This window comes from Bacteroides sp. ZJ-18 (assembly GCF_011038705.2).
Classification (GTDB): domain Bacteria; phylum Bacteroidota; class Bacteroidia; order Bacteroidales; family Bacteroidaceae; genus Bacteroides; species Bacteroides hominis.
In genome coordinates, this window is sequence record NZ_CP072198.1 from 1,391,406 (window position 1) to 1,410,642 (window position 19,237).

13 protein-coding genes are annotated in these 19,237 nt (G+C 46.7%); 2 read left to right on the forward strand and 11 right to left on the reverse strand.

Going from position 1 to position 19,237, the window contains the following annotated elements; translation table 11 throughout:
- Positions 1-14: 14 nt before the first annotated feature.
- Positions 15-1,262: a MutS family DNA mismatch repair protein gene (locus G7Y45_RS05625; RefSeq protein ID WP_241159007.1), complete on the forward strand. Its 1,248-nt coding sequence runs from the start codon at positions 15-17 to the stop codon at positions 1,260-1,262.
- A 66-nt stretch (positions 1,263-1,328) separates the two neighbouring features.
- On the opposite strand, the gene G7Y45_RS05630 is transcribed toward G7Y45_RS05625, so the two are convergent.
- The 10 genes from G7Y45_RS05630 to G7Y45_RS05675 form a co-directional block, all read right to left on the reverse strand.
- Positions 1,329-3,566 carry a glycoside hydrolase family 31 protein gene (locus tag G7Y45_RS05630; protein ID WP_165016395.1) on the reverse strand — a complete coding sequence of 746 codons (2,238 nt, stop codon included), beginning with the start codon at positions 3,564-3,566 and terminating at the stop codon, positions 1,329-1,331.
- A gap of 216 nt (positions 3,567-3,782) precedes the next feature.
- Complete coding sequence (locus G7Y45_RS05635) at positions 3,783-5,498, reverse strand: RagB/SusD family nutrient uptake outer membrane protein (RefSeq protein ID WP_165016393.1); 1,716 nt, start codon at positions 5,496-5,498, stop codon at positions 3,783-3,785.
- Positions 5,499-5,514: 16 nt separating this feature from the next.
- Positions 5,515-8,685 carry a TonB-dependent receptor gene (locus tag G7Y45_RS05640; protein ID WP_165016391.1) on the reverse strand — a complete coding sequence of 1,057 codons (3,171 nt, stop codon included), beginning with the start codon at positions 8,683-8,685 and terminating at the stop codon, positions 5,515-5,517.
- Positions 8,686-8,894: 209 nt separating this feature from the next.
- On the reverse strand, positions 8,895-9,824 hold the full coding sequence (locus G7Y45_RS05645) for a FecR family protein (protein ID WP_032531748.1): 930 nt from the start codon (positions 9,822-9,824) through the stop codon (positions 8,895-8,897).
- A gap of 94 nt (positions 9,825-9,918) precedes the next feature.
- The gene (locus G7Y45_RS05650; protein ID WP_032531747.1) at positions 9,919-10,479 is read right to left on the reverse strand and encodes an RNA polymerase sigma-70 factor; all 561 of its coding nucleotides are present in this window, start codon (positions 10,477-10,479) and stop codon (positions 9,919-9,921) included.
- Between the two features lie 499 nt (positions 10,480-10,978).
- A complete protein-coding gene (locus G7Y45_RS05655) occupies positions 10,979-12,301 on the reverse strand; it encodes a TolC family protein (RefSeq protein WP_032531746.1) in 1,323 nt (440 codons plus the stop codon).
- 55 nt (positions 12,302-12,356) lie between these two features.
- The gene (locus G7Y45_RS05660; RefSeq protein ID WP_005810704.1) at positions 12,357-13,457 is read right to left on the reverse strand and encodes an efflux RND transporter periplasmic adaptor subunit; all 1,101 of its coding nucleotides are present in this window, start codon (positions 13,455-13,457) and stop codon (positions 12,357-12,359) included.
- A 79-nt stretch (positions 13,458-13,536) separates the two neighbouring features.
- A complete protein-coding gene (locus tag G7Y45_RS05665; protein WP_005778840.1) occupies positions 13,537-14,781 on the reverse strand; it encodes an ABC transporter permease in 1,245 nt (414 codons plus the stop codon).
- 2 nt (positions 14,782-14,783) lie between these two features.
- Positions 14,784-16,043, reverse strand: a complete 1,260-nt coding sequence (locus tag G7Y45_RS05670) for an ABC transporter permease (protein WP_005778838.1) — start codon at positions 16,041-16,043, stop codon at positions 14,784-14,786.
- 14 nt (positions 16,044-16,057) lie between these two features.
- Complete coding sequence (locus G7Y45_RS05675; protein WP_005778836.1) at positions 16,058-16,774, reverse strand: ABC transporter ATP-binding protein; 717 nt, start codon at positions 16,772-16,774, stop codon at positions 16,058-16,060.
- Positions 16,775-16,952: 178 nt separating this feature from the next.
- Here G7Y45_RS05675 and G7Y45_RS05680 point away from each other — a divergent pair, with 178 nt between their 5' ends.
- A complete protein-coding gene (locus G7Y45_RS05680) occupies positions 16,953-17,933 on the forward strand; it encodes an ROK family protein (protein ID WP_005810700.1) in 981 nt (326 codons plus the stop codon).
- 869 nt (positions 17,934-18,802) lie between these two features.
- On the opposite strand, the gene rplS is transcribed toward G7Y45_RS05680, so the two are convergent.
- Positions 18,803-19,156, reverse strand: a complete 354-nt coding sequence (rplS, locus tag G7Y45_RS05685) for a 50S ribosomal protein L19 (protein WP_005778830.1) — start codon at positions 19,154-19,156, stop codon at positions 18,803-18,805.
- Positions 19,157-19,237: the final 81 nt, after the last annotated feature.

A 19,237-nucleotide genomic window follows, 5' to 3' on the forward strand; every position in this document is an offset into this window, starting at 1 on the left:
ATGACTTAGGAGTGATGGAGAGTACGTACGGAGAGAAAACTCTTTTCTCTCTCTTTGACATGACGGAGAGTGACGGAGGAAAGAGGTGTCTGGAAGATTGGGCAACCCATCCCATATCCGATTGGCAGATGCTGCATGAAAGGCAGGAGGCAATCCGGTGTCCGGACTTCCCCGAAATACGTATTTGTCGGGAAGAGCTGGATTTTATAGAGTTTTATCTTAGTCAGGGAGACCGTCCGACAAGGGTTACTTATCTGGAATCTGTTTTATCACGTGCTTTCAGGTTGTTCAGAAGCACTCCCGAACGCTATATCATTCAGAGAGGAACAAAGTTGCTTGAAAATGTTTTGCTGGAACTGAAGATTTTTGCGGATCATGTGACCGAACTTTCTCCCCGGTTAATCCGCAGCATGGTAGCTACTGTCCTGGAGACTTATCAGGCTACGGAGTTGGGCAAAATGGTAGAATCCTGCGGACAGGAGGACGGTTTTTACCGGACCGACCGACTGGATTATATTTTCCGCTATCGGCGCAACCATACCATTGCTGATCTTCTTTCGATTGTATATCAATTGGATGCCATCCGTACCATGCACCGTACGGCTGTTACGAAAGGATGGTGTTTCCCTACGTTTACGACCGATGGCAAATTTGTGCTTCGTGACTTTTACCATCCTCAGGTGAAAGATGCGGTGAAGAACGACTGGGATATGGAGAATGGGAATATCTGTATCTTTACAGGATCAAATATGGCCGGTAAATCCACGACCTTGAAAGCGATAGCGTCCGCCGTATGGCTGGCTCATGCCGGATTTCCGGTGCCTGCTTCTTCTATGGTCTGTCCGGTGTTTGATGGTATCTTTACTTCTATCAATCTTCCGGATTCGTTAAGGGATGGGCGCAGTCATTTTTATGCGGAAGTACTCCGGGTGAAAGAGGTGTTGCAACAGATTAATGAAGGTAACCATTGTTTTGTGCTGTTCGACGAATTGTTCAGGGGGACCAATGCACGGGATGCTTTTGAAGCATCGGTAGCCGTGACCGAAGTGCTCAGGGGGAAGGTGCACAGCCGTTTCCTGATATCCACGCATATCATAGAACTGGCCCGGAGGCTGGATGGAGACGATTCTTGTTGCTTTTATTACCTGGAATCTGCCATAACAGATGACGAACTGGTATGTAACCATAAAGTGAAGCCGGGTATTTCGGAGTCCAGGGTCGGATACTGGATTGTGAAGAGAGAACTTGCCGGAATGCAGTAATCGGATATAGAGGGTGTGCCTGGAGCCTGCCACAGCCTGACGGGTTCCCGGCACATCCTCGTGTTATTACTGTATCTTGATTACAACCGGTTTACGGATGTCCGTAACCTTGACTTGCACTACAATTCCGTTTAATTCCTTATCCGGAGTGGCTCTTACCTTTTTACCGTTCACCTGTATGCGGGCTTGTGTCGTGACTCCCGGCAGTTCAATCCGGTAAGCACGTTTCCGGGGCTGCCCTTCATAGGTTCCTTCTGCCGGCGACACGGTGATGATTGTTTGTTCTCCGGTCTTCTGATAGTTGAGGCGGGTGGTGGCATACTTGCCGGCCAGATAATCCTGCGTCAGTCCGTCATCCTCGTACAGGGTGTAAGTGTTGTCCGCTCCCTCTTCTCCCGGATAGCAACGCACGGTCAGTTCGGTGAGCGGGGTGGAGCACATTCTTTCCGTATATGGCTGCATCGGCAGCGGATGGCCTCCTTTGATAAACAAGGGGAATTCGTCCAGTGGGCTTTCTGTCTTTATGACTTGTCCACCCTCTTGTTTCTCGCCGGTGAAGAAGTTATACCAGCTTGTTCCGCCCGGCAGCCAGACCTCTTGTGTGGCTGTTTTCTTCTCTCCTTTGCCCTTTGTAGTGATGGGGGCACCCAGTAAGAGATCTCCGAACAGGAATTGTCCCGGATATTGATAGGCTTTTTCTTCTTCCGGATATTCGATGTACATGCCCCGGTTGAGCGGCAACATATCCGTATGGCACTGGCGGACGGAGGAGTAAATGTAGGGCATCAGCTGCGAGCGCAGGTGATAAATCCTGTGCATGGCCTTTTCTGCCTCTGTCCCCCAAAGCCAGGGGCGGCGGTCGAGTTTCTTGTCATATACCGAGTGGATGCGGAGTGAAGAGTTCAGCAGTCCGAATTGTGTCCAGCGGGTATAGAGTTCCGGATCGGTTCCGTCATAGAATCCACCGAGATCGTGTGCCCAGAAGAAACAGCCCGCATTGCCGCTGGTAGTCGTCAGGTCAACCTCAAAGCGGAGCAAGTCCCAGTTGCCCACGGCATCTCCGGAGAACTGGATCGGATGGCGATGGTCTCCCCAACCTGCCCAACGGCTGAATCCTGCGCCGCGGAGGCGGTTACCGGCCGAGTAGTTATAATAAATGTGATTCAGCCAGGGAAGGTGTTTCATGTTTGTACCCCGTACCAGCGGATACAGATAATCTTGTTGCCAGTCGAGCCACCAGAATGCTACACCCATGGAGTCGCTTTCCTGATGGGCATGTCTCATGAAGGCATTCATATAATTGCGGTCGCCTGCGTCAAACAAGGGTACGCCGGTTTTCAGCGTATCTGCTCCCAGGTCACGTATGAATGCTTTGTAGCTGTCCTCGTGCGGGCGGATACCGTCGTGCGGATGTTCGTTCAGTACCACGTAAATATGGTCGTCTTTGAAGTCGCTTATCAGCTTCTCCGGTTCCGGAATCAGTTTCCGGTTCCAGCTGTAACCCGTCCAGCCGCGTGTGCCGGCATGTCCGGTTCCCACTTTGGCGTTTTGCGTATGCCATCCCATGTCGAACACCATGATGTCGAGTGGGAAGTCGTGTTCGCGATATTCACGTACCAGTTGACGGTAGTCTTCGTCCGTATAATTCCACCAGCGGCAATACCAGGAACCGTGTACATATTTGCGGGTCATCGGTGACGGACCGCTGACTGCCTGAAGCGATTTCAGGGCTGCCTTGTAGTCATTGCCGTAAACAAACAGATACAAATCCTGTACATGGCTGCGGTCGCGTTCGGTGACCCATCCGTTTTTCAGGATTTCTTTGCCGGTGTCGTTAATCAGGTACCATCCATCGCGGCTCAATAATCCTTCCTGTCGGTCGATGGGGCCGTCTACATCGTCGAGCGTGGTCACCGGTCCCAGCAGGTTCCGGCTTTGGCGGCTGGCTATGTACCAACGCGTCTCTTTGGGTGCGTCTCCGTTTCTGAAGTAGACAAACAGGTTGGTTTGCCCGAAGGGGAATCCGTCGTTGTAGTACTCGATGCGCAGGACGGGGGTGGTCATTACGTAGCGGTTGCCCTCTTTTCTCTCCACTTTTACGTCGGTACATCTGGGAGTGCGGTCGACAGCGAAGAGTGTAGAGTCATTCAGGAACTGTCCTTGCTGTGCGTACTCCATACGCACCAGATGGTCGGTGATGAACGTGAACCGGCTGTTGCCTATAACTACCGGATTTGAACAGAAGGACGGCAGGCAGAAGAGTAGCCCGGCTATCCGGAGAATGGTTCGTTGGATGTTTCTCATGTCGTTTTTATTTTCGTTAATTGAACTGTTCAGGCTGTATTTTCATTTCATACGAGGGACCCTCGCATACCCGGACGAGGGTGCTTCGTATACCCGGACGAGGGTGCTTCGTATACTCGGACGAAGGTGCTTCGTATACTCGGACGAAGGTGCTTCGCATACTCGGACGAAGGACCCTCGTATACTCGGACGAGGGTCCCTCATAAGATTCTCCTTTTATGGATTCTGTTCCAGTACTCCCGGATACGAGTCGATCTCACGTTGCGGGATGAACTCGATTGCTGCCGGATCATCGGCAGAAATGGTCAGGCGAACCGAAGTTGCGGCGCCACGGTCGTGAGTACCCGGATAACTGCGGTTCATCGTCAGTCCGTTGCGGAAGATGTCGAAACGGCGATGACCTTCGAAGGCCAGCTCTTTGCGACGTTCTTCCAACACGTATTCCAGCAGGGTTTTGCCCGGTTTCATCTCTTTTGCCGTGAGTGCCGGGATGTGTGCACGGGTACGGATCACGTTCAGGTCTGCCAAAGCATCGCCCAGTGCCGGTTCTTTTGCATACGCTTCCGCACGGTTCAGGTACATCTCGCCCAGGCGGAGAACGGTTGGCGACCACAGTTGAGGCTGGTTCTCCTGCTTGGAGCATTTGTATACATAGTACTTCGGGTAGTCGTTGCGTTTTGCCATCAGGTTCTGGATGGTTACGTAATGCTTTTCGTACGTGCCCGGATTGGGGTTATCCTTGCCCTGTTTCAGCCTCGATTCCACGTAATAGCCTCCGGCATCCTGCTTCATGGCCAGTGTGTCTTTGTATTCGTACTTCGACAGATAAGCGTCTTTGATGCGATAGTTTCCGTTTTCTTCCACGATTTCATTCCAGCGGTAGTACTTTCTGGGCACTCCGTCTTCTTCGGAAGATTCGATGTAGATAAACTCTTTGCGATATTCGCCCGTATCATCGTCTTTCAGATATTGTGGAACGATGTAGCGTGAGCGCAGATCTTCCGGATATTCGGCATACGCATCCCGGAGTGGTTCGGAAGCGTACAACTCTCCCCAACCCACACCGTCGATGTTGGCATAAAAGCCTCCGATGGAGTTCCAGCCGTAGTCGTCTTTATCTTTGGTGCAACGGATGGCGAAGATGATTTCCGGATTGTCCTCGGGCACCAGTACATTGGCTGTGGCATACGTTTCTCCTTCCAATAGTGTGCGTCCCGAGCTTTCTATCACCTCCGTTGCATATTCGGCAGCCAGTTTATTGTTACCCATATACAGGTAGACACGTGACAGTAGCGCTTTGGCGGCACTGGGGCCGGCGTAGATATTCGATTCCGAGTTCAACAGGGCTTCCGCTTTCTTCAGGTCTTTCAGGATCTGTTCGTAAGATTCCTTCACGGTAGAGCGCATCGGATAGTCGTTTACGTCCGCCGTCAGTTTCAGGGGAATCCCCAGGTTGGTTTCCGGCGATTGGTTGTAAGGGCGTCCGAAGACGTTGACCAGTACAAATTGCAGCCATCCTCTGAGGAAGTAGTTTTCACCGATCAGCTGATCCATCTCTTTGCTTTCCCCCTCTTGTGCCTTCTCAAGTATCTTGTTCGAGTTGATGATGGAGCGGTAGGCCCATCCCCACATGTTGGACATGTGGTAGTTGTCCGTGATGCGCTGATAGTTGTAGATGTACATTAAGGCATCCGACGATACACCGCTCAATGACACGTTGTCACTGGCCAGTTCGCCTGCATAGTGCCATCCCTGGTGGAAAGCGGTTTTTTTGAATACGGCATAGTTGCCGCGGGTGGCAGACAACAACGATTCATAGCTGCCGTCCAGTTCGTCTTCCGTCAGCTGGTTATAGGGGAGTTCCTCTATGGAGCAGGCCGAGAACCCGATCAGAGAAACGAATAAGCAAGATACGATATGTTTGATTTTCATAATATGACGTGATTTTTTAGAATGAAACATTAAGACCGAACACGATTCTTCTGCTCAACGGATAGATGGTACCTGCATAGCCGTCCGTGCTGCTGTCCGACAGTTGCGGAGATACACCCGAGAACGGAGTAAACGTGAACAGGTTGTCGGCACTGCAAGAGACGTTGACCCGGTGCAATCCCAGTTTTCCGCATAGCTTTTCCGGTATGGAATATCCCAGTGACAGGTTGCGCAGGCTGAAGTAGTTGCCTTTCTCCAGATAGCGTGAAGACGATTTGTTGGAGTTCTTGTTACCGCCGTTGATGGCTTTCGGATGCGTGGCGATGTCTCCTTCCTTTTCCCAGCGTTTCCATCCGCTTTTCAACTTCATAGAGTTGTAGTCGGCATAGGCACCGTCGGAGTCAAGCAATTCACGGGATTGGTTGTAGAGCAGGTTGCCATATACAAAGTCGAAGTTGGCAGTCAGCGTAAAGCCTTTGTAAGTGAACGAGTTCATCCATCCGCCGGTGAACTTCGGTGCGGCAGAACCACAGTATACGCGGTCGGCTTTATTATAAGAGTCGGTGGTGACACGGTTGCCGTTTTCGTCGGTGGTATACCACAGCGGAGAACCGTTGGCAGGATCTACGCCGGCCCATTCTCTCAGGTACCATTCGTCCATATCCCGTCCCTCTTCCAGACGTTTCAGACCCTTCAGTTCCGGTTTACCTCCATAAAGTTCGGTTACCCGGTTCCGGTTGAATCCGATGTTGAAATCGCTGGTCCATTGGAATTTGGACGTACGGATGACATCTGCGTTGAGGCTGATCTCGATACCCTTGTTATTGATGGCACCTACATTTTTGTATTGTCCCGTATAACCCGATATATTGGGCAGCGGGGCGTAGTACAATAAGTCCGAGGTGTTTTTGTTGTACAGGTCGATGGTAACCCCGAAACGGTCGAAGAACCGTGCGTCAATACCGATGTTGGTAGTGTAACACTTTTCCCATGACAGGTCGGCATTTCCCATTTGTGAGGGGAAATAGGCAACTTCATCATTGTACATCATTGAAGAATAGAGCGGATAATGACCATAGTATGCTCCGGGAGTGTTTCCCAAAGAACCGTAACTCACTCTCACTTTCAGTTGGTCGATGGATTCACGGAGAGACTCGAAGAAAACCTCGTTCTGGATATTCCAGCCACCACTGACTGTGAAGAAGTGCCCCATGCGGTTGTTTTTACCGAAACAAGACGATTCGTCCATACGATAAGACACTTGCCCCATGTAGCGGTTGTCATAATCATAGTTAGCGTTGAACAAGGCCGATTGAGTGGCGATGGCATCTTTGTATCCACCGATGGATTTGATTCCGGTCGTTACATCCAGAATCTCTCTGCCCGGCTGGATGCCTCTTCCTTCGGCAGAAGTCGATTCATAAAAGTGGCGGGTGTATTCGTAAGCTCCTAATGCGTTTACCTTGTGTTTGCCGAATGACTTTTCAAAACGTATCATCTGGTTGGTGAACTGCTTGGTCAGTAACGAATTGGAGTTTGACAGAGAGCCTTTGTCCGATTGTCCCGAACGCGAACGCTTGTCCGTATAGCTTTCGGAGCGGTTACTGATGTAACGGATGTAGTTGTTCGATTCGAAGCGCAGCCAATCCGTAATCTGGTAATTGAAATTGATGGTCCCGTCAACCGTCAGCTTCTTTGAACGGCCCCAGTTCCATTGCAGGTCATACATGTCGTTGATCCCGTCACGCCCTCTCCAGTCCTGCTCTTGTCCCGAGCGGATGGAGCCGTCTTCATTGTACGGATAATCCCAGGGCAGATAGAGGTAGGTGTTGTACACACTGCGCTGTTGGCTGTCTGTGCGTGACAACGAACCCGAAATCTTGGTTGACATCGTGAAGCGGTCTGTAAACTTCACATCGTTGTTGGAGCGGAAAGTGAAGCGGTCCAGTGTAAAGTCCTTGATGGCACCCTCTTCGCGATAATAGTCTGCCATGACGAACGAACGCATGCGGCCGCTGCTTCCGGTATAGGTAATGTTTGCGTTGGTATATAATCCCGGTTTGGAAGCTTCTTTAAACCAGTCCGTGTTGTGTTTCAGCAGTTCTTCCGTGAACCATGACTGATTGTTCCAGGACTTCTGGTAGTCGTAAAGCTCCTGTGAATTCATCATTTCAAGACGTCCGGTCGAGAGCAGCGATACACCGGCATTCACCGAAATGCTATATTTGTTGGCATCGTATTCACCTCTTTTAGTCGTAACTACAATGACCCCGTTGGCAGCACGCGAACCGTATAATGCCGTAGCCGAGCCGTCTTTCAATACGCTGATGTTGTCTATTTCATTCGGGTTCAGTCCCGGATCTTCACCTACGATCACACCGTCGACTACCCAAAGCGGGGAGACTGACGAGTTTAGCGTGCCTTTACCGCGGATGCGGATTTTGCTGGCCTGTCCCGGCTCGCCGGATGAACCGGAGACGTATACACCCGAAACCTTTCCTTGAAGCATGTTTCCCACTTCCAGTGTGTTTACGTCCTTCAGTTTATCGGCTTTCACAACAGCCACTGAGCCGGTTACGGCCGATTTTGTTTGCACGGTATAGCCCACCACGACAACCTCTTCCAGCGTCTTACTGTCTTCCAGTAACTTGATGTTCAATGTCTTCTGAGAGCCTACTTTAACCGTTTGAGTCAGATAACCGATGAAGGAAACCACCAGTTCGTCACCAACTGCCGCTTCGATGGAGAATTCACCGTCAATGTTGGTACTCACGCCTGTAGCGGTACCTTTTATCATAATATTGGCACCGATGATGGTTTCTCCTTTGATGTCTTTCACCACTCCTGTGATGATACGCTTTTGCAGGGAAGCGTCTGTCTGGTTTGTTTTTGCCATCAACATGATGTTATGGCCCTCCATGGCATAGCCTACATTGGTGTTACGGAATAGAGAAGAGAGCACCTCGGCTACCCGTTGCTGTTTTACGTTTACGGTTGTGTGCTGATTGACATCGACTTCTTTCTCGGAGTATACGAACAGATAGTCGGTCTGGCGTTCTATTTCGCTCAGGACTTCCCGGATTGGTTTGTTGTTTTTCGAGATAGATACCTTTGTTTCCTGAGAGTTCGCATTGTTGGCGAATACTCCTGAAATGAAAACGAAAAGGAATAAAACTATCATTTTCATAGTATGTGAAATTGATTTATTTACGATTTTACTTGTTTTTATCAGAGTGTTTTTCATACATTTGTACACTGTGTTAATTAATACTCACTAAGTTTTCGCAGACTGGGGTATTGTTAACCCGGAGCCGGAAGTGTGCCACCACTTTCGGCTCTTTTTGTTCTTATGTTTTCATTTGTTCCGGTTTTTAATTTAAAGTTAATACTTGGTTTTTAGTTTATAGTAATGGTATTATGTTCTTCGTCGCGTTTATAGGTGAATTTACATTTCAATTGAAGTACTTTCAGCACATGTTCCACACCATCTCTGATACGGAACTTTCCGGTAAACCGTACATTCGCCAGTGACTCTTTTTCCAAGACGAATTTTACATCGTAATATAGACCTAACTGGCGGATGATTTCATCCATACGTGTGTTGTCGAAATAGAGGATTCCTTGCATCCACAATGCCCGGTTCCATTCGCTGATACTCTCTTTCCGGAGCTGACCGGCTTTGCCGAACAGACGTTCGTTGGGTTGCAGTCTTACTTTCTTACCGGTAGTGGTCTCGCTCACCTCAACCGAACCTTTTAGGAGCACCGTTTCAAAGAAATCCTGGTCTTTATACATCATCACATTAAATTCCGTACCCAGTACCCTTACTTCATATTCTTTGGCTTGCACGATAAAGGGCTTTTTTTCGTTTCTTGCTACCTGAAAGTACCCTTCACCATCCAATGTCACCCTGCGCTCTTTCCGGTCAAACCGGTCGGGGAATGTGAGTGTCGAATTTGAATTCAGGCATACTCGTGTTCCATCGCCCAGTGTCAGTTCTGCCCGTTGTCCCGAAGGAACATGTATGGCTCTCAGATCCGGGGTCTGTTTCCCTCTTTCCGGCGCCAGGAAATAAACAGAGGTAACTGCTATGAGGAAGATAGCGGCAATTTTAATGATCTCCCGGATGAAGGGGAGTGTAAACCGTTTCTTTCCCTCTATGACTGTTGCCGGTTTTTCTTGCCAGAGAGTGATGTCGTACAACTTTCTCAAGGCCAGATATTCGCGCATGTGTTGTGGGTCGGCATCCAACCATTGCGCTACCATCTGTTTTTCTTCCGTACTGGCATCTCCTGCAAGATATCTGTTGAGTATCTCTTGATTCATAATTTATTAAGAGTTCTTGATGAACGTTTTTCGATCCGTTACATATATAAGACGATAGAAATGAATGTAACCCTAATCAGTTTCTTCATTTTTTTTAGTGAAAATAGAAAAAGAAGTAAAAAAGAGGTAGATAATCTTTGAGTGAAACGCGAAATTCTTTGAGTGCTTTCGATATGTGATATTCCACTCCTTTAACTGTAATGTGCAGTTCTTCAGCTATTTCCTTATTCATCTTGTTCTCGAAACGGCTTTTCTCAAATACCCGGCGGGTCTGTTCCGGAAGTGAGCGTAAAGTAGCCTGAATAATTTTGTTAACTTCGGCAGAAAAAATCTCCGATGGGTCGCAAGCTTCCAGACTGGATACACGAATGTCCAGTTCACGGACACAAAGTTCGCTCAATTCGGACATCGCGTTCAGTTTGTTCTGTTCCAGACGCAGGTAATCCAGTGATTTGTTCTTCAGGATAGTGAGTAACATAGCCTGGGGAGAATTTATAATATCAGATTTCAGCTTCTCCCATAGCTTTATCAGGGCTTCGGCAGCGATGTCTTCTGCTGCCTGTTCGTCGTGTACATACGATCTGGCAAACAAGAAAGACTTTCTGTAGTAGAGAGTATAAAGAGTATTAAAACTGTTGATATTTAAGTCGTCCATCCTAATATTCCGTACCTGGGTATTTTTCTGTATTATCTAAATGCGCTGCAAGGTATGAAAAAAAAAGCAAAAGAGGATTAAAAGGTGTGTGTTTTCCTTTTTTCTGATATAAAATGTCCGCTAATGTAAGTGATATGTCCGTTACTGAACATCTCTTCGTTTTGTTTATGTGTTGATAATTAGATAGTTGTATGCTTGGCACATTACTTGTACAGGGATAAACGGGTGAGTTGTCCGGTCGTGGTGTAACTTACTCTTAGATTGTAATTTTGATTGATAAAGGGTGGAATGTGAATTTCGCCCTTTATTTTGTGCGGGCAACAGGGTAAAAAAGATAGGGGGTGTGTCGAAACCCGTATTCACCAAAGACTACACAGGTTTGCACAGATAAATATCATTAGCTATCAATAGATTAAGCTCTCTCTATGGAACTCTGTGTTACTCTGTGGTGAATAATGACACATCCCCCTATCACTTACAATAATAATAACCTCTTTTCTTAATCAATGGGCTGTCCTTTATAGAAGTCCAGTATCTTTGTACGGAACAGATAATCATATTTGGCTTGAATCCGGTCGGACAATGCTTTGGTGAGATTCAGCTTAGATTCATTGTATTCAACCGAAGTTGCTTTTCCATTATCGAATTTCTCACTCATCAGACGGAAAGATTCCCGGTTGGCCTCTACGGCTGATTCGCTTGACTTAAACTTGCTTTCGGCGGCTACAGCATTGTACCATGCTTGTTGGATTTCTTTGTACAGTGCTTTCTTGCTGTTGTCCAATTGCAGTGCCAGATTGGTCTGTTGCAGGCGTGCCGTACGTACGCGGTTGCGGGTAGCCAGACGATTGAATATAGGAATATTCAAACTGAATCCGGCATATTTATTCAGGTTGTTCTTCATTTGATTACCAAAACTTGAACCGGCACTACCGTTTACTGTATAGAAATTCGTACCTAATCCGGCTGAGAAGGATAACTGAGGATAGTAGCTGCTTTTAGCTATACGGATGTTTTTCTCACTACCTTCAAGGCGGTATTGGGCTGCTTTGATACCAGGCTTGTATAACATGGCCTGATTATAAATATCGTCCGGTGAAGTAAGTGGAGAAAACTCCAACTCAGTATCCGGGGCAGCCAATGCGAAGTTCTCCGGAGTTGGCAGTTCAAGCAATTGGCTTAGGTCGAGCAAAGCCAACCGGTAATTGTTATCTGCCTGTACAGCGCTCATTTCGTCTTGTGCAACACGTGCTTTGGCTTCAGCAACCTCGGCAGGAGAGGCTTTCCCTACTTCATGCAAGCGGGTGATACGGTTCAGTTGCTCTTTACTGAGGCCTACCTGGCTCTGGGCCACTTTACTTAGTTCCAGATTAAAGAGTACTTGCAGATAAGCAGAAGTGACATTGATGGCCAGATCCTCTTTCGCTTTATTCAAGTCTTCTATTGCAGCTTTCAGGTTGAGCTTCGTAAGCTCGTACTGATTGGGTAGTTCCAGACCGGTGAATAAGGGAATATTCGTACCCAGGCTAAAGCTGCTGCTACCGCTGTTAATGTCGTTGTAGGTATTGTCTACGGGTGATGCCGTGCGCCCCCAGCTCCAGTTTTGCGAAGCGCTACCGCTGAGGTTGGGCAGGCGTGCCCATTTGGCTGTGTTTACATCCACCTTGCTTTGTTCGGCTGAATTTGCTGTTTGCTGCACACTGATGTTATGCTCAATGGCGTAATCGATACACTGACGTAGGGTCCATCCTTCCTGTGCCTGTGCAGCGTAAGTGGACAGTCCGGTCAGTATCAGTAAATTAATTAATATTTTGTTTCCCATATTATGCGTTGTTGGTGATTCGTATTTTCTTTATACCTCTTTTATATATAAAGGCTTATTTACTTTTCTTTTCCGAAGCTCTCACTTTTTCTTTTCCGGTCAGACCCTCTTTGATTTCCAGTTTGATACCATCGCTCATACCGGTTTTTATTTGGCGACGTTCGAACTTCTGTTCAGGAATGCTATCGGTCATTACCCATACGAACGTGCTGTCACCGCTGAATTCGATTACGCCCTCGGGAACTGCCAAAACTTTCTGTGCGCGTTGCAGCACGATTTCTGCGTTGGCAGAATATCCGGAACGGATCTGTACTGAATCCGGTGCGTGAACGGCCGCTTTAATCTCAAACTGATTGGCTCCGTTTTCTTCCACACCTTTCGGAGAAATGTATTCCAGTTCGGCATCAAATGTAAGATTCTGCAAAGCACCGATCGTCAGTTTCACCGGCATACCTTCATGGATACGTCCAACCTCTGTTTCGTCTATTTTACCTTTGAAAATCAGATCATTCATGTTAGCTACCGTGGCGATAGTCGTACCGTCATTGAACGTATTACTCATAATAACGGAGTTACCTACTTTGATAGGTACATCCAGAATCAGTCCGTCGATGGTCGAACGGATCAGTGTGCTACTGAACGATGCACTGTTTTTGGTGATCCCCTCTTTGATGATTTCCAATGCATCTTTTGCTGTCTGCAATTCTTCGCGTGCCTTCTTTATATCCACTTCACTCTTCTCGAACTCCTCTTTGCTGATTAGCTTGTCATTATAAAGCTTCTTGATACGTCCGAAGTCGGTTTCTGCCTGAGCTGCACTGATTTCTGCTACACGCACACGGCTTTCGGCTGAGTTTAACTGGCCCAGTTCCGGAATAACTTTCACTTTTGCGATCACTTCACCTTGTCTGATGGTTTGTCCGGCCTCCTTATATACCTCGGATATGATACCGGATATTTGTGGTTTAATAAGTACTTCATCTCGTGGTTCTACTTTACCGGTGGCCACTGTAGTCTTTTCCAGGTCGGCAACTTCCGGGGTGACAGTTTCATATACAGTTGTTTGGGGTTTCGACTTCTGGTACAGGAATATGAATGTCCCAATGAAGATGGCGGCTACCACTACCAGTAATGTGATTTTCAGATACTTTTTCATCTTGTTTTATATTTTGAATTGTTATTTTCTATACTTGACTGTGTCTCTTTTCTGCTTTTTGTGGGGGAGAGGCTGTACTTTATTCATCTCTGATAGCCTCTATCGGACGGATGGCCATTGCCCTGTAAGCCGGTGCCAGCCCGGCCAGTAATCCCAGTGTCACCAGCAACAGGCACGTTCCGATAGCCATGCCAAAGGAGACCTGGAAGTGAGAATAATGGTCTTTACCGGAGTTAACGCCTATTTCCATCAATTGCAGGATCAATACTCCAAAAGAGATGCCGGCCATGCCTGCTATGGTAGTCAGTACCATACTTTCCGATAAGATCTGTTGCAAGATATCTTTCGGACGGGCACCGATGGCACGTCGTATACCTATTTCCGTGGTTCGTTCCTTTACCGTTACCATCATGATGTTCGATACACCGATGGCGCCGGCCAGCAAAGTACCTAAGCCCACCATCCAGATCAGTACATGGATACCGGTAAACAAATTATCCATCATCGAGAACATGGCTTCCGCATTCAGCTTCATGACTGCCTGCTTATCGTCCGGTGCTATATAGTGTGCTTCTTTCAGGATGCTTTCTATTTCCGGTTCCAGATCGCTTACTTTTTTCCCTGGTTTCACGGTATAGCATATCACATCGATACGTTTTCCCATATTGTAGGCTTGTTGCATGGTACTAAAAGGTAATACAACAGCTTCCGAAGCTCGTCCCTGAATATTTATGTTTCCTTCGGATACGCACATACCGATCACCTGGTAATAGATTCCGTCTACCCGTACATACTTTCCACAAGGATCTTCGCCCGGATTGAAAAGGCTTTCGTAAACGCGTTTGCCGATCACGCAGACTTTGCGTCCTTCGCGTACGTCCACATCATTGATGAATCTTCCGTAAGCCATATCCTGATTTTCAATCTTGGCGTAGTCCGGATAGAGCCCCTTTACGCTGCAATCATACTTTTTTTCTCCGAAAATGGCCGTCGAGCCCCAGCGGGCTATCGATGGGGTAATAACATCGATATCTTTTACTTTCTCACGGATTTGTTCTACATCCGAGTTCTCGATATCCCAGTAGCGCCCTTTACGGAATCCTTTGTAAGCTTCCCCTGTTTTCTGGGAGCCCATGAATCCCGAGTTGGTGGCAAATCCTTCGAATTCGGCTTGCATCATGTCCTGCATCCCTTGTCCGCCCCCCATCAGGGCTATCAACATGAAGATACCCCAGAATACTCCGAAAGCCGTCAGCAGGCTTCGTGTTTTGTTTCTTGTTATCGTGACGAGGATTTCCTCACACGTGTCTATATCTACTCTCATAATCAATCTGCTCTAAGTGCTTCAATAGGTCTGATACTTACTGCTTTTTTGGCCGGGAAGAATCCTGCCAATGTGCCTGCGATTACCAGGGTTAATGTGGCCTGTATGGCAATACTGATATCTACCGTCGGATTCAGGAATACCGTCTCCGAGAACATTCCCACATCTACGGTTTGTTCTCCGGCCACCTTATTCATCCATTCGGTAGCTGCGATTCCCGCTACCATGCCGATATATCCAAAGAGGGTCGTAATGGTTACACTCTCTACGATAATCAGCCACAGGATGGAGAATGGCTTGGCACCCAATGCCTTGCGGATCCCAAATTCGCGTGTTCTCTCTTTCACTGTGATCAGCATGATATTTGATACACCCACAATGCCACTCAGCAGTGTAAAGACACCGATCACCCAGATGGCCGTGCGCAGGATACCCATGGCATTCTGAGATTGCAGATAGTTGGTAAAGCGGTTCCATATCCATAGTGCACTGTTGTCCGAAGGATCGAAACGATGTTTGGCACCCATCACTTTACGATAGGCTGCTTCAAATGCCTCATTCGATTCCATCGTGGTGAGCCCTTTGGTCGTGAAAGTCAGGTTGTTTAGTTTATCGCCTTTATTGTAAATCACCTGTAGGGTTGAGAAGGGAATATATGCTTCACTGCTTCCCTGGTCACCCGGATCGGTGTAAAGTCCTACTACCTGATAAGAAACTCCACCGGCATTTACGAATTTTCCGATAGGCTCTGTTCGGCTTTTTCCGAAAAGGATCTCAGCCGTCTTGGTATGTAGTACAATTACTTTTCGCCGTTCTTTGAGGTCGATATCATTAATGAACCGTCCCTCTGTCGATTTTACGGATTCCACTTCTGTAAAGTTCGGATATACCCCTTCCAGTGAAAGGTTAACGTACTCCTGTCCGTAACTCAGATTCACATTGCTCTGCCATTGACTGGCACCTACGCTGATGATGTTGTCACTGAAATGTTCCATGGTAGCATTCAAGTCTTTGTTATCCAGTTGAATGCGGCGTCCCTCTTTCAGTCCGTCGTAGGGTTTTCCGGTCCATCCCGGATAGATTTTGATGGAGTTCAGTGCTCGTGCGGAGGATGACTTTTCAAAAGCATGGATCAGCCCGTTACCGGCTCCCAATAGCACTATCAGCATGAAAATTCCCCATGCTACGGCAAATCCGGTCAGGAACGTACGAAGTTTGTTCCGTTTGATGGTGCCATATATTTCTTGCCAAATGTCAATCATATTTGTATTTGTTTTTATTTCATATATCCATCCTTGCCGAATGGTGAGGCATCATGATTCTGGTTCTCTTCAATCCGTTCGATAATACCGTCTTTGATGTGAATAATCTTGTCCGTCTGGTTGGCAACTCCGCTTTCGTGGGTTACTACGACAATGGTCATTCCGGTCTTGTGCAGGTCTTTCAGGATTTGCATGACTTCTACTGAAGTTTTGCTGTCCAGTGCACCGGTAGGTTCGTCAGCCAGAATAATCTGAGGCTGTGTAATCAGGGCACGGGCGATGGCTACACGCTGTTTCTGACCGCCGCTCATTTCGTTGGGCATGTGATGTGCCCAGTCTTTGAGGCCAAGTTTGTCGAGGTATTCCATAGCCATTGCGTTCCGCTTTTTCCGGCTTACTCCTTGGTAAAATAGAGGTAGTGCAACGTTTTCTACTGCGTTTTTGAATGAAATCAGGTTAAACGACTGGAAGATGAAACCGATCATCCGGTTGCGGTACTCCGCGGATTTAGTTTCGCTCAGGTTTTTAATCAACACATTGTTGAGGTAATACTCTCCGTCATCGTAATTATCCAGTATACCTAATATATTAAGTAAAGTAGATTTGCCGGAACCTGATGCTCCCATAATGGAAACGAATTCACCCCGCTCGATATCGAGATTGATGCCCTTGAGTACGTGGAGGGGGGCTCCGTTGTTGTAGGTTTTGTTAATGTCTTTTAAGTGTATCACAGTTTCATCTATTTAGTTTCAATTTTCTTATGATTTGTTCTATTAGACGCACGGTTGATACGAAAAGTTGCAAACGAAGTGAACTTTTTTAAAAAAAGATTTTGTAGACTCAATCTTCTTTACGTAATTTGTGTGCAATAAACATTTAATATTAACTAACCCTTTAAATAAGAGTATCATGAATTCAAGCATGGAGAAACCCTACGTAGTGGGTATTGACATTGGCGGAACAAACACTGTCTTTGGAATTGTTGACGCGCGCGGAACTATTATAGCAAGCGGTGCAGTGAAAACTCAGGTATATCCTACAGTAGAAGAATATGCAGATGAAGTATGCAAAAATCTTCTGCCGTTGATCATTGCAAATGGCGGGGTGGATAAAATAAAGGGTATCGGCATTGGCGCTCCTAATGGAAACTATTATACCGGAACCATTGAGTTTGCTCCTAACCTGCCTTGGAAAGGTGTATTGCCGTTGGCTTCTATGTTCGAGGAACGTCTGGGCATTCCGACAGCCTTGACAAACGATGCTAATGCTGCCGCTGTGGGTGAAATGACTTACGGGGCTGCTCGCGGTATGAAAGATTTTATCATGATTACTCTGGGAACAGGTGTCGGTAGTGGTATTGTTATCAACGGACAAGTGGTTTACGGACATGACGGCTTTGCCGGAGAACTCGGTCACGTGATCGTTCGTCGTGACGGACGTATCTGTGGTTGCGGACGTAAAGGATGTCTGGAAACATACTGTTCGGCTACAGGTGTGGCACGCACTGCACGCGAATTCCTCGCTGCACGTACCGATGCCAGCTTGTTGCGCAATATCCCGGCAGAGAGCATTGTATCGAAAGATGTATACGATGCTGCCGTACAGGGAGATAAGCTGGCTCAGGAGATTTTCGAATTTACAGGTAATATTCTGGGTGAGGCATTGGCTGACGCTATTGCTTTCTCAAGTCCCGAAGCTATTATCTTGTTCGGTGGTTTGGCAAAATCGGGCGACTATATCATGAAGCCGATTACAAAAGCCATGGAAAATAATCTTCTGAACATTTACAAAGGCAAAACAAAATTGCTCGTTTCTGAGTTGAAAGACTCCGATGCTGCCGTACTGGGTGCCAGTGCATTGGCTTGGGAGTTGAAAGACCTGAGAGACTAAGAGCGAATGAAAGCGATTATTTAGCTGAAAGCTCCGGAAGCAATTCCGGAGCTTTTTTTGTCTGTGTGTGGGCAGGAACTTCGGGATGTACTCCAATATCGTTTTGTCAGAAATGTCATTTTGTATTTTCTATCGATTCAGGGCGGGCATATTCCGATCTTTGTTGGGAACCGGTGGGAAAAATGAATTTTAGCTGACTCCCGGCAGGTCAAAAAGATGTCTTATTGAGCTTAACCCTCGCCGGAAGAAAGAAAAACTCTTTTATTTCGTTTTATGTGATAGTGAATCTTGTAGTCTAACTTTGAAATGGTATTTGGGGTACTTCTCTCCAACCGGAGCTAATAAGTGAAAAATGACTTTGATTTTAGACTATTAATAACCTCTTTGGAAGAAGTTAATGATTTGTTTCGACTTTATTAATAAAAGACTTGGACGTTATTAACAAAAGACTTGGACGAAATTAATAATCTCTTTCGTCTTTTTCCGTATATATACTCTCAAAGTGATCAAGTTCTGCATGAATACTCTTTTTTTATTCTTTTTTATGCAAGAAAGATCTACAGAAGCTCTTTGTTTAAGAAAGGGGTGGTTAGCAAATCGATTGAAAAGAGAGTATAATGATTCCATTTTATAAGATTTAGCATCTTTTTGCCGGATTCCTTTTTTATCATCTTCCAATGCTGTAAGGGGGGCTATTTGTTTCTTTTGGATTTCCACACATGAAGACTATCGGAAGCTTTTTGGTGATTATACTGTATAAGTGCTTGTGCCGCGAAAGGTAGGAATGATAATTGTGTTACGAAATAAAAAAGAGGAAATCTTGCCAGAAGATTCCCTCTTTTTTATTTCGAATCGAAAAGTAAGGCTGATTAGCCGTTAACTCTTTTTTCTTTGATTCTTGCTTTCTTACCAGTAAGAGCACGCAGGTAGTACAGTTTAGCGCGACGTACTTTACCAACCTTGTTCACTTCGATGCTGTCGATAGCCGGTGATTCGATTGGGAAAATTCTTTCTACGCCTACAGTTCCTGACATTTTACGTACAGTAAAACGTTTCTTTTCTCCGTGACCTGCAATTTTGATAACAACACCACGGTACAACTGTACACGTTCTTTGTTACCTTCGATAATACGATATGCTACTGTTACAGTGTCGCCTGCTTTGAAGCTCGGGTGCTGTTTTCCGGTAGCGAATGCTTCTTCTGCAATTTTAATTAAATCCATTGTTGTTTATTATTAAATTGTTTTATCGTTACAACGCAACATACCAGGCAACTCTCTCCTGACAGCGATTGCGCGAAAGCG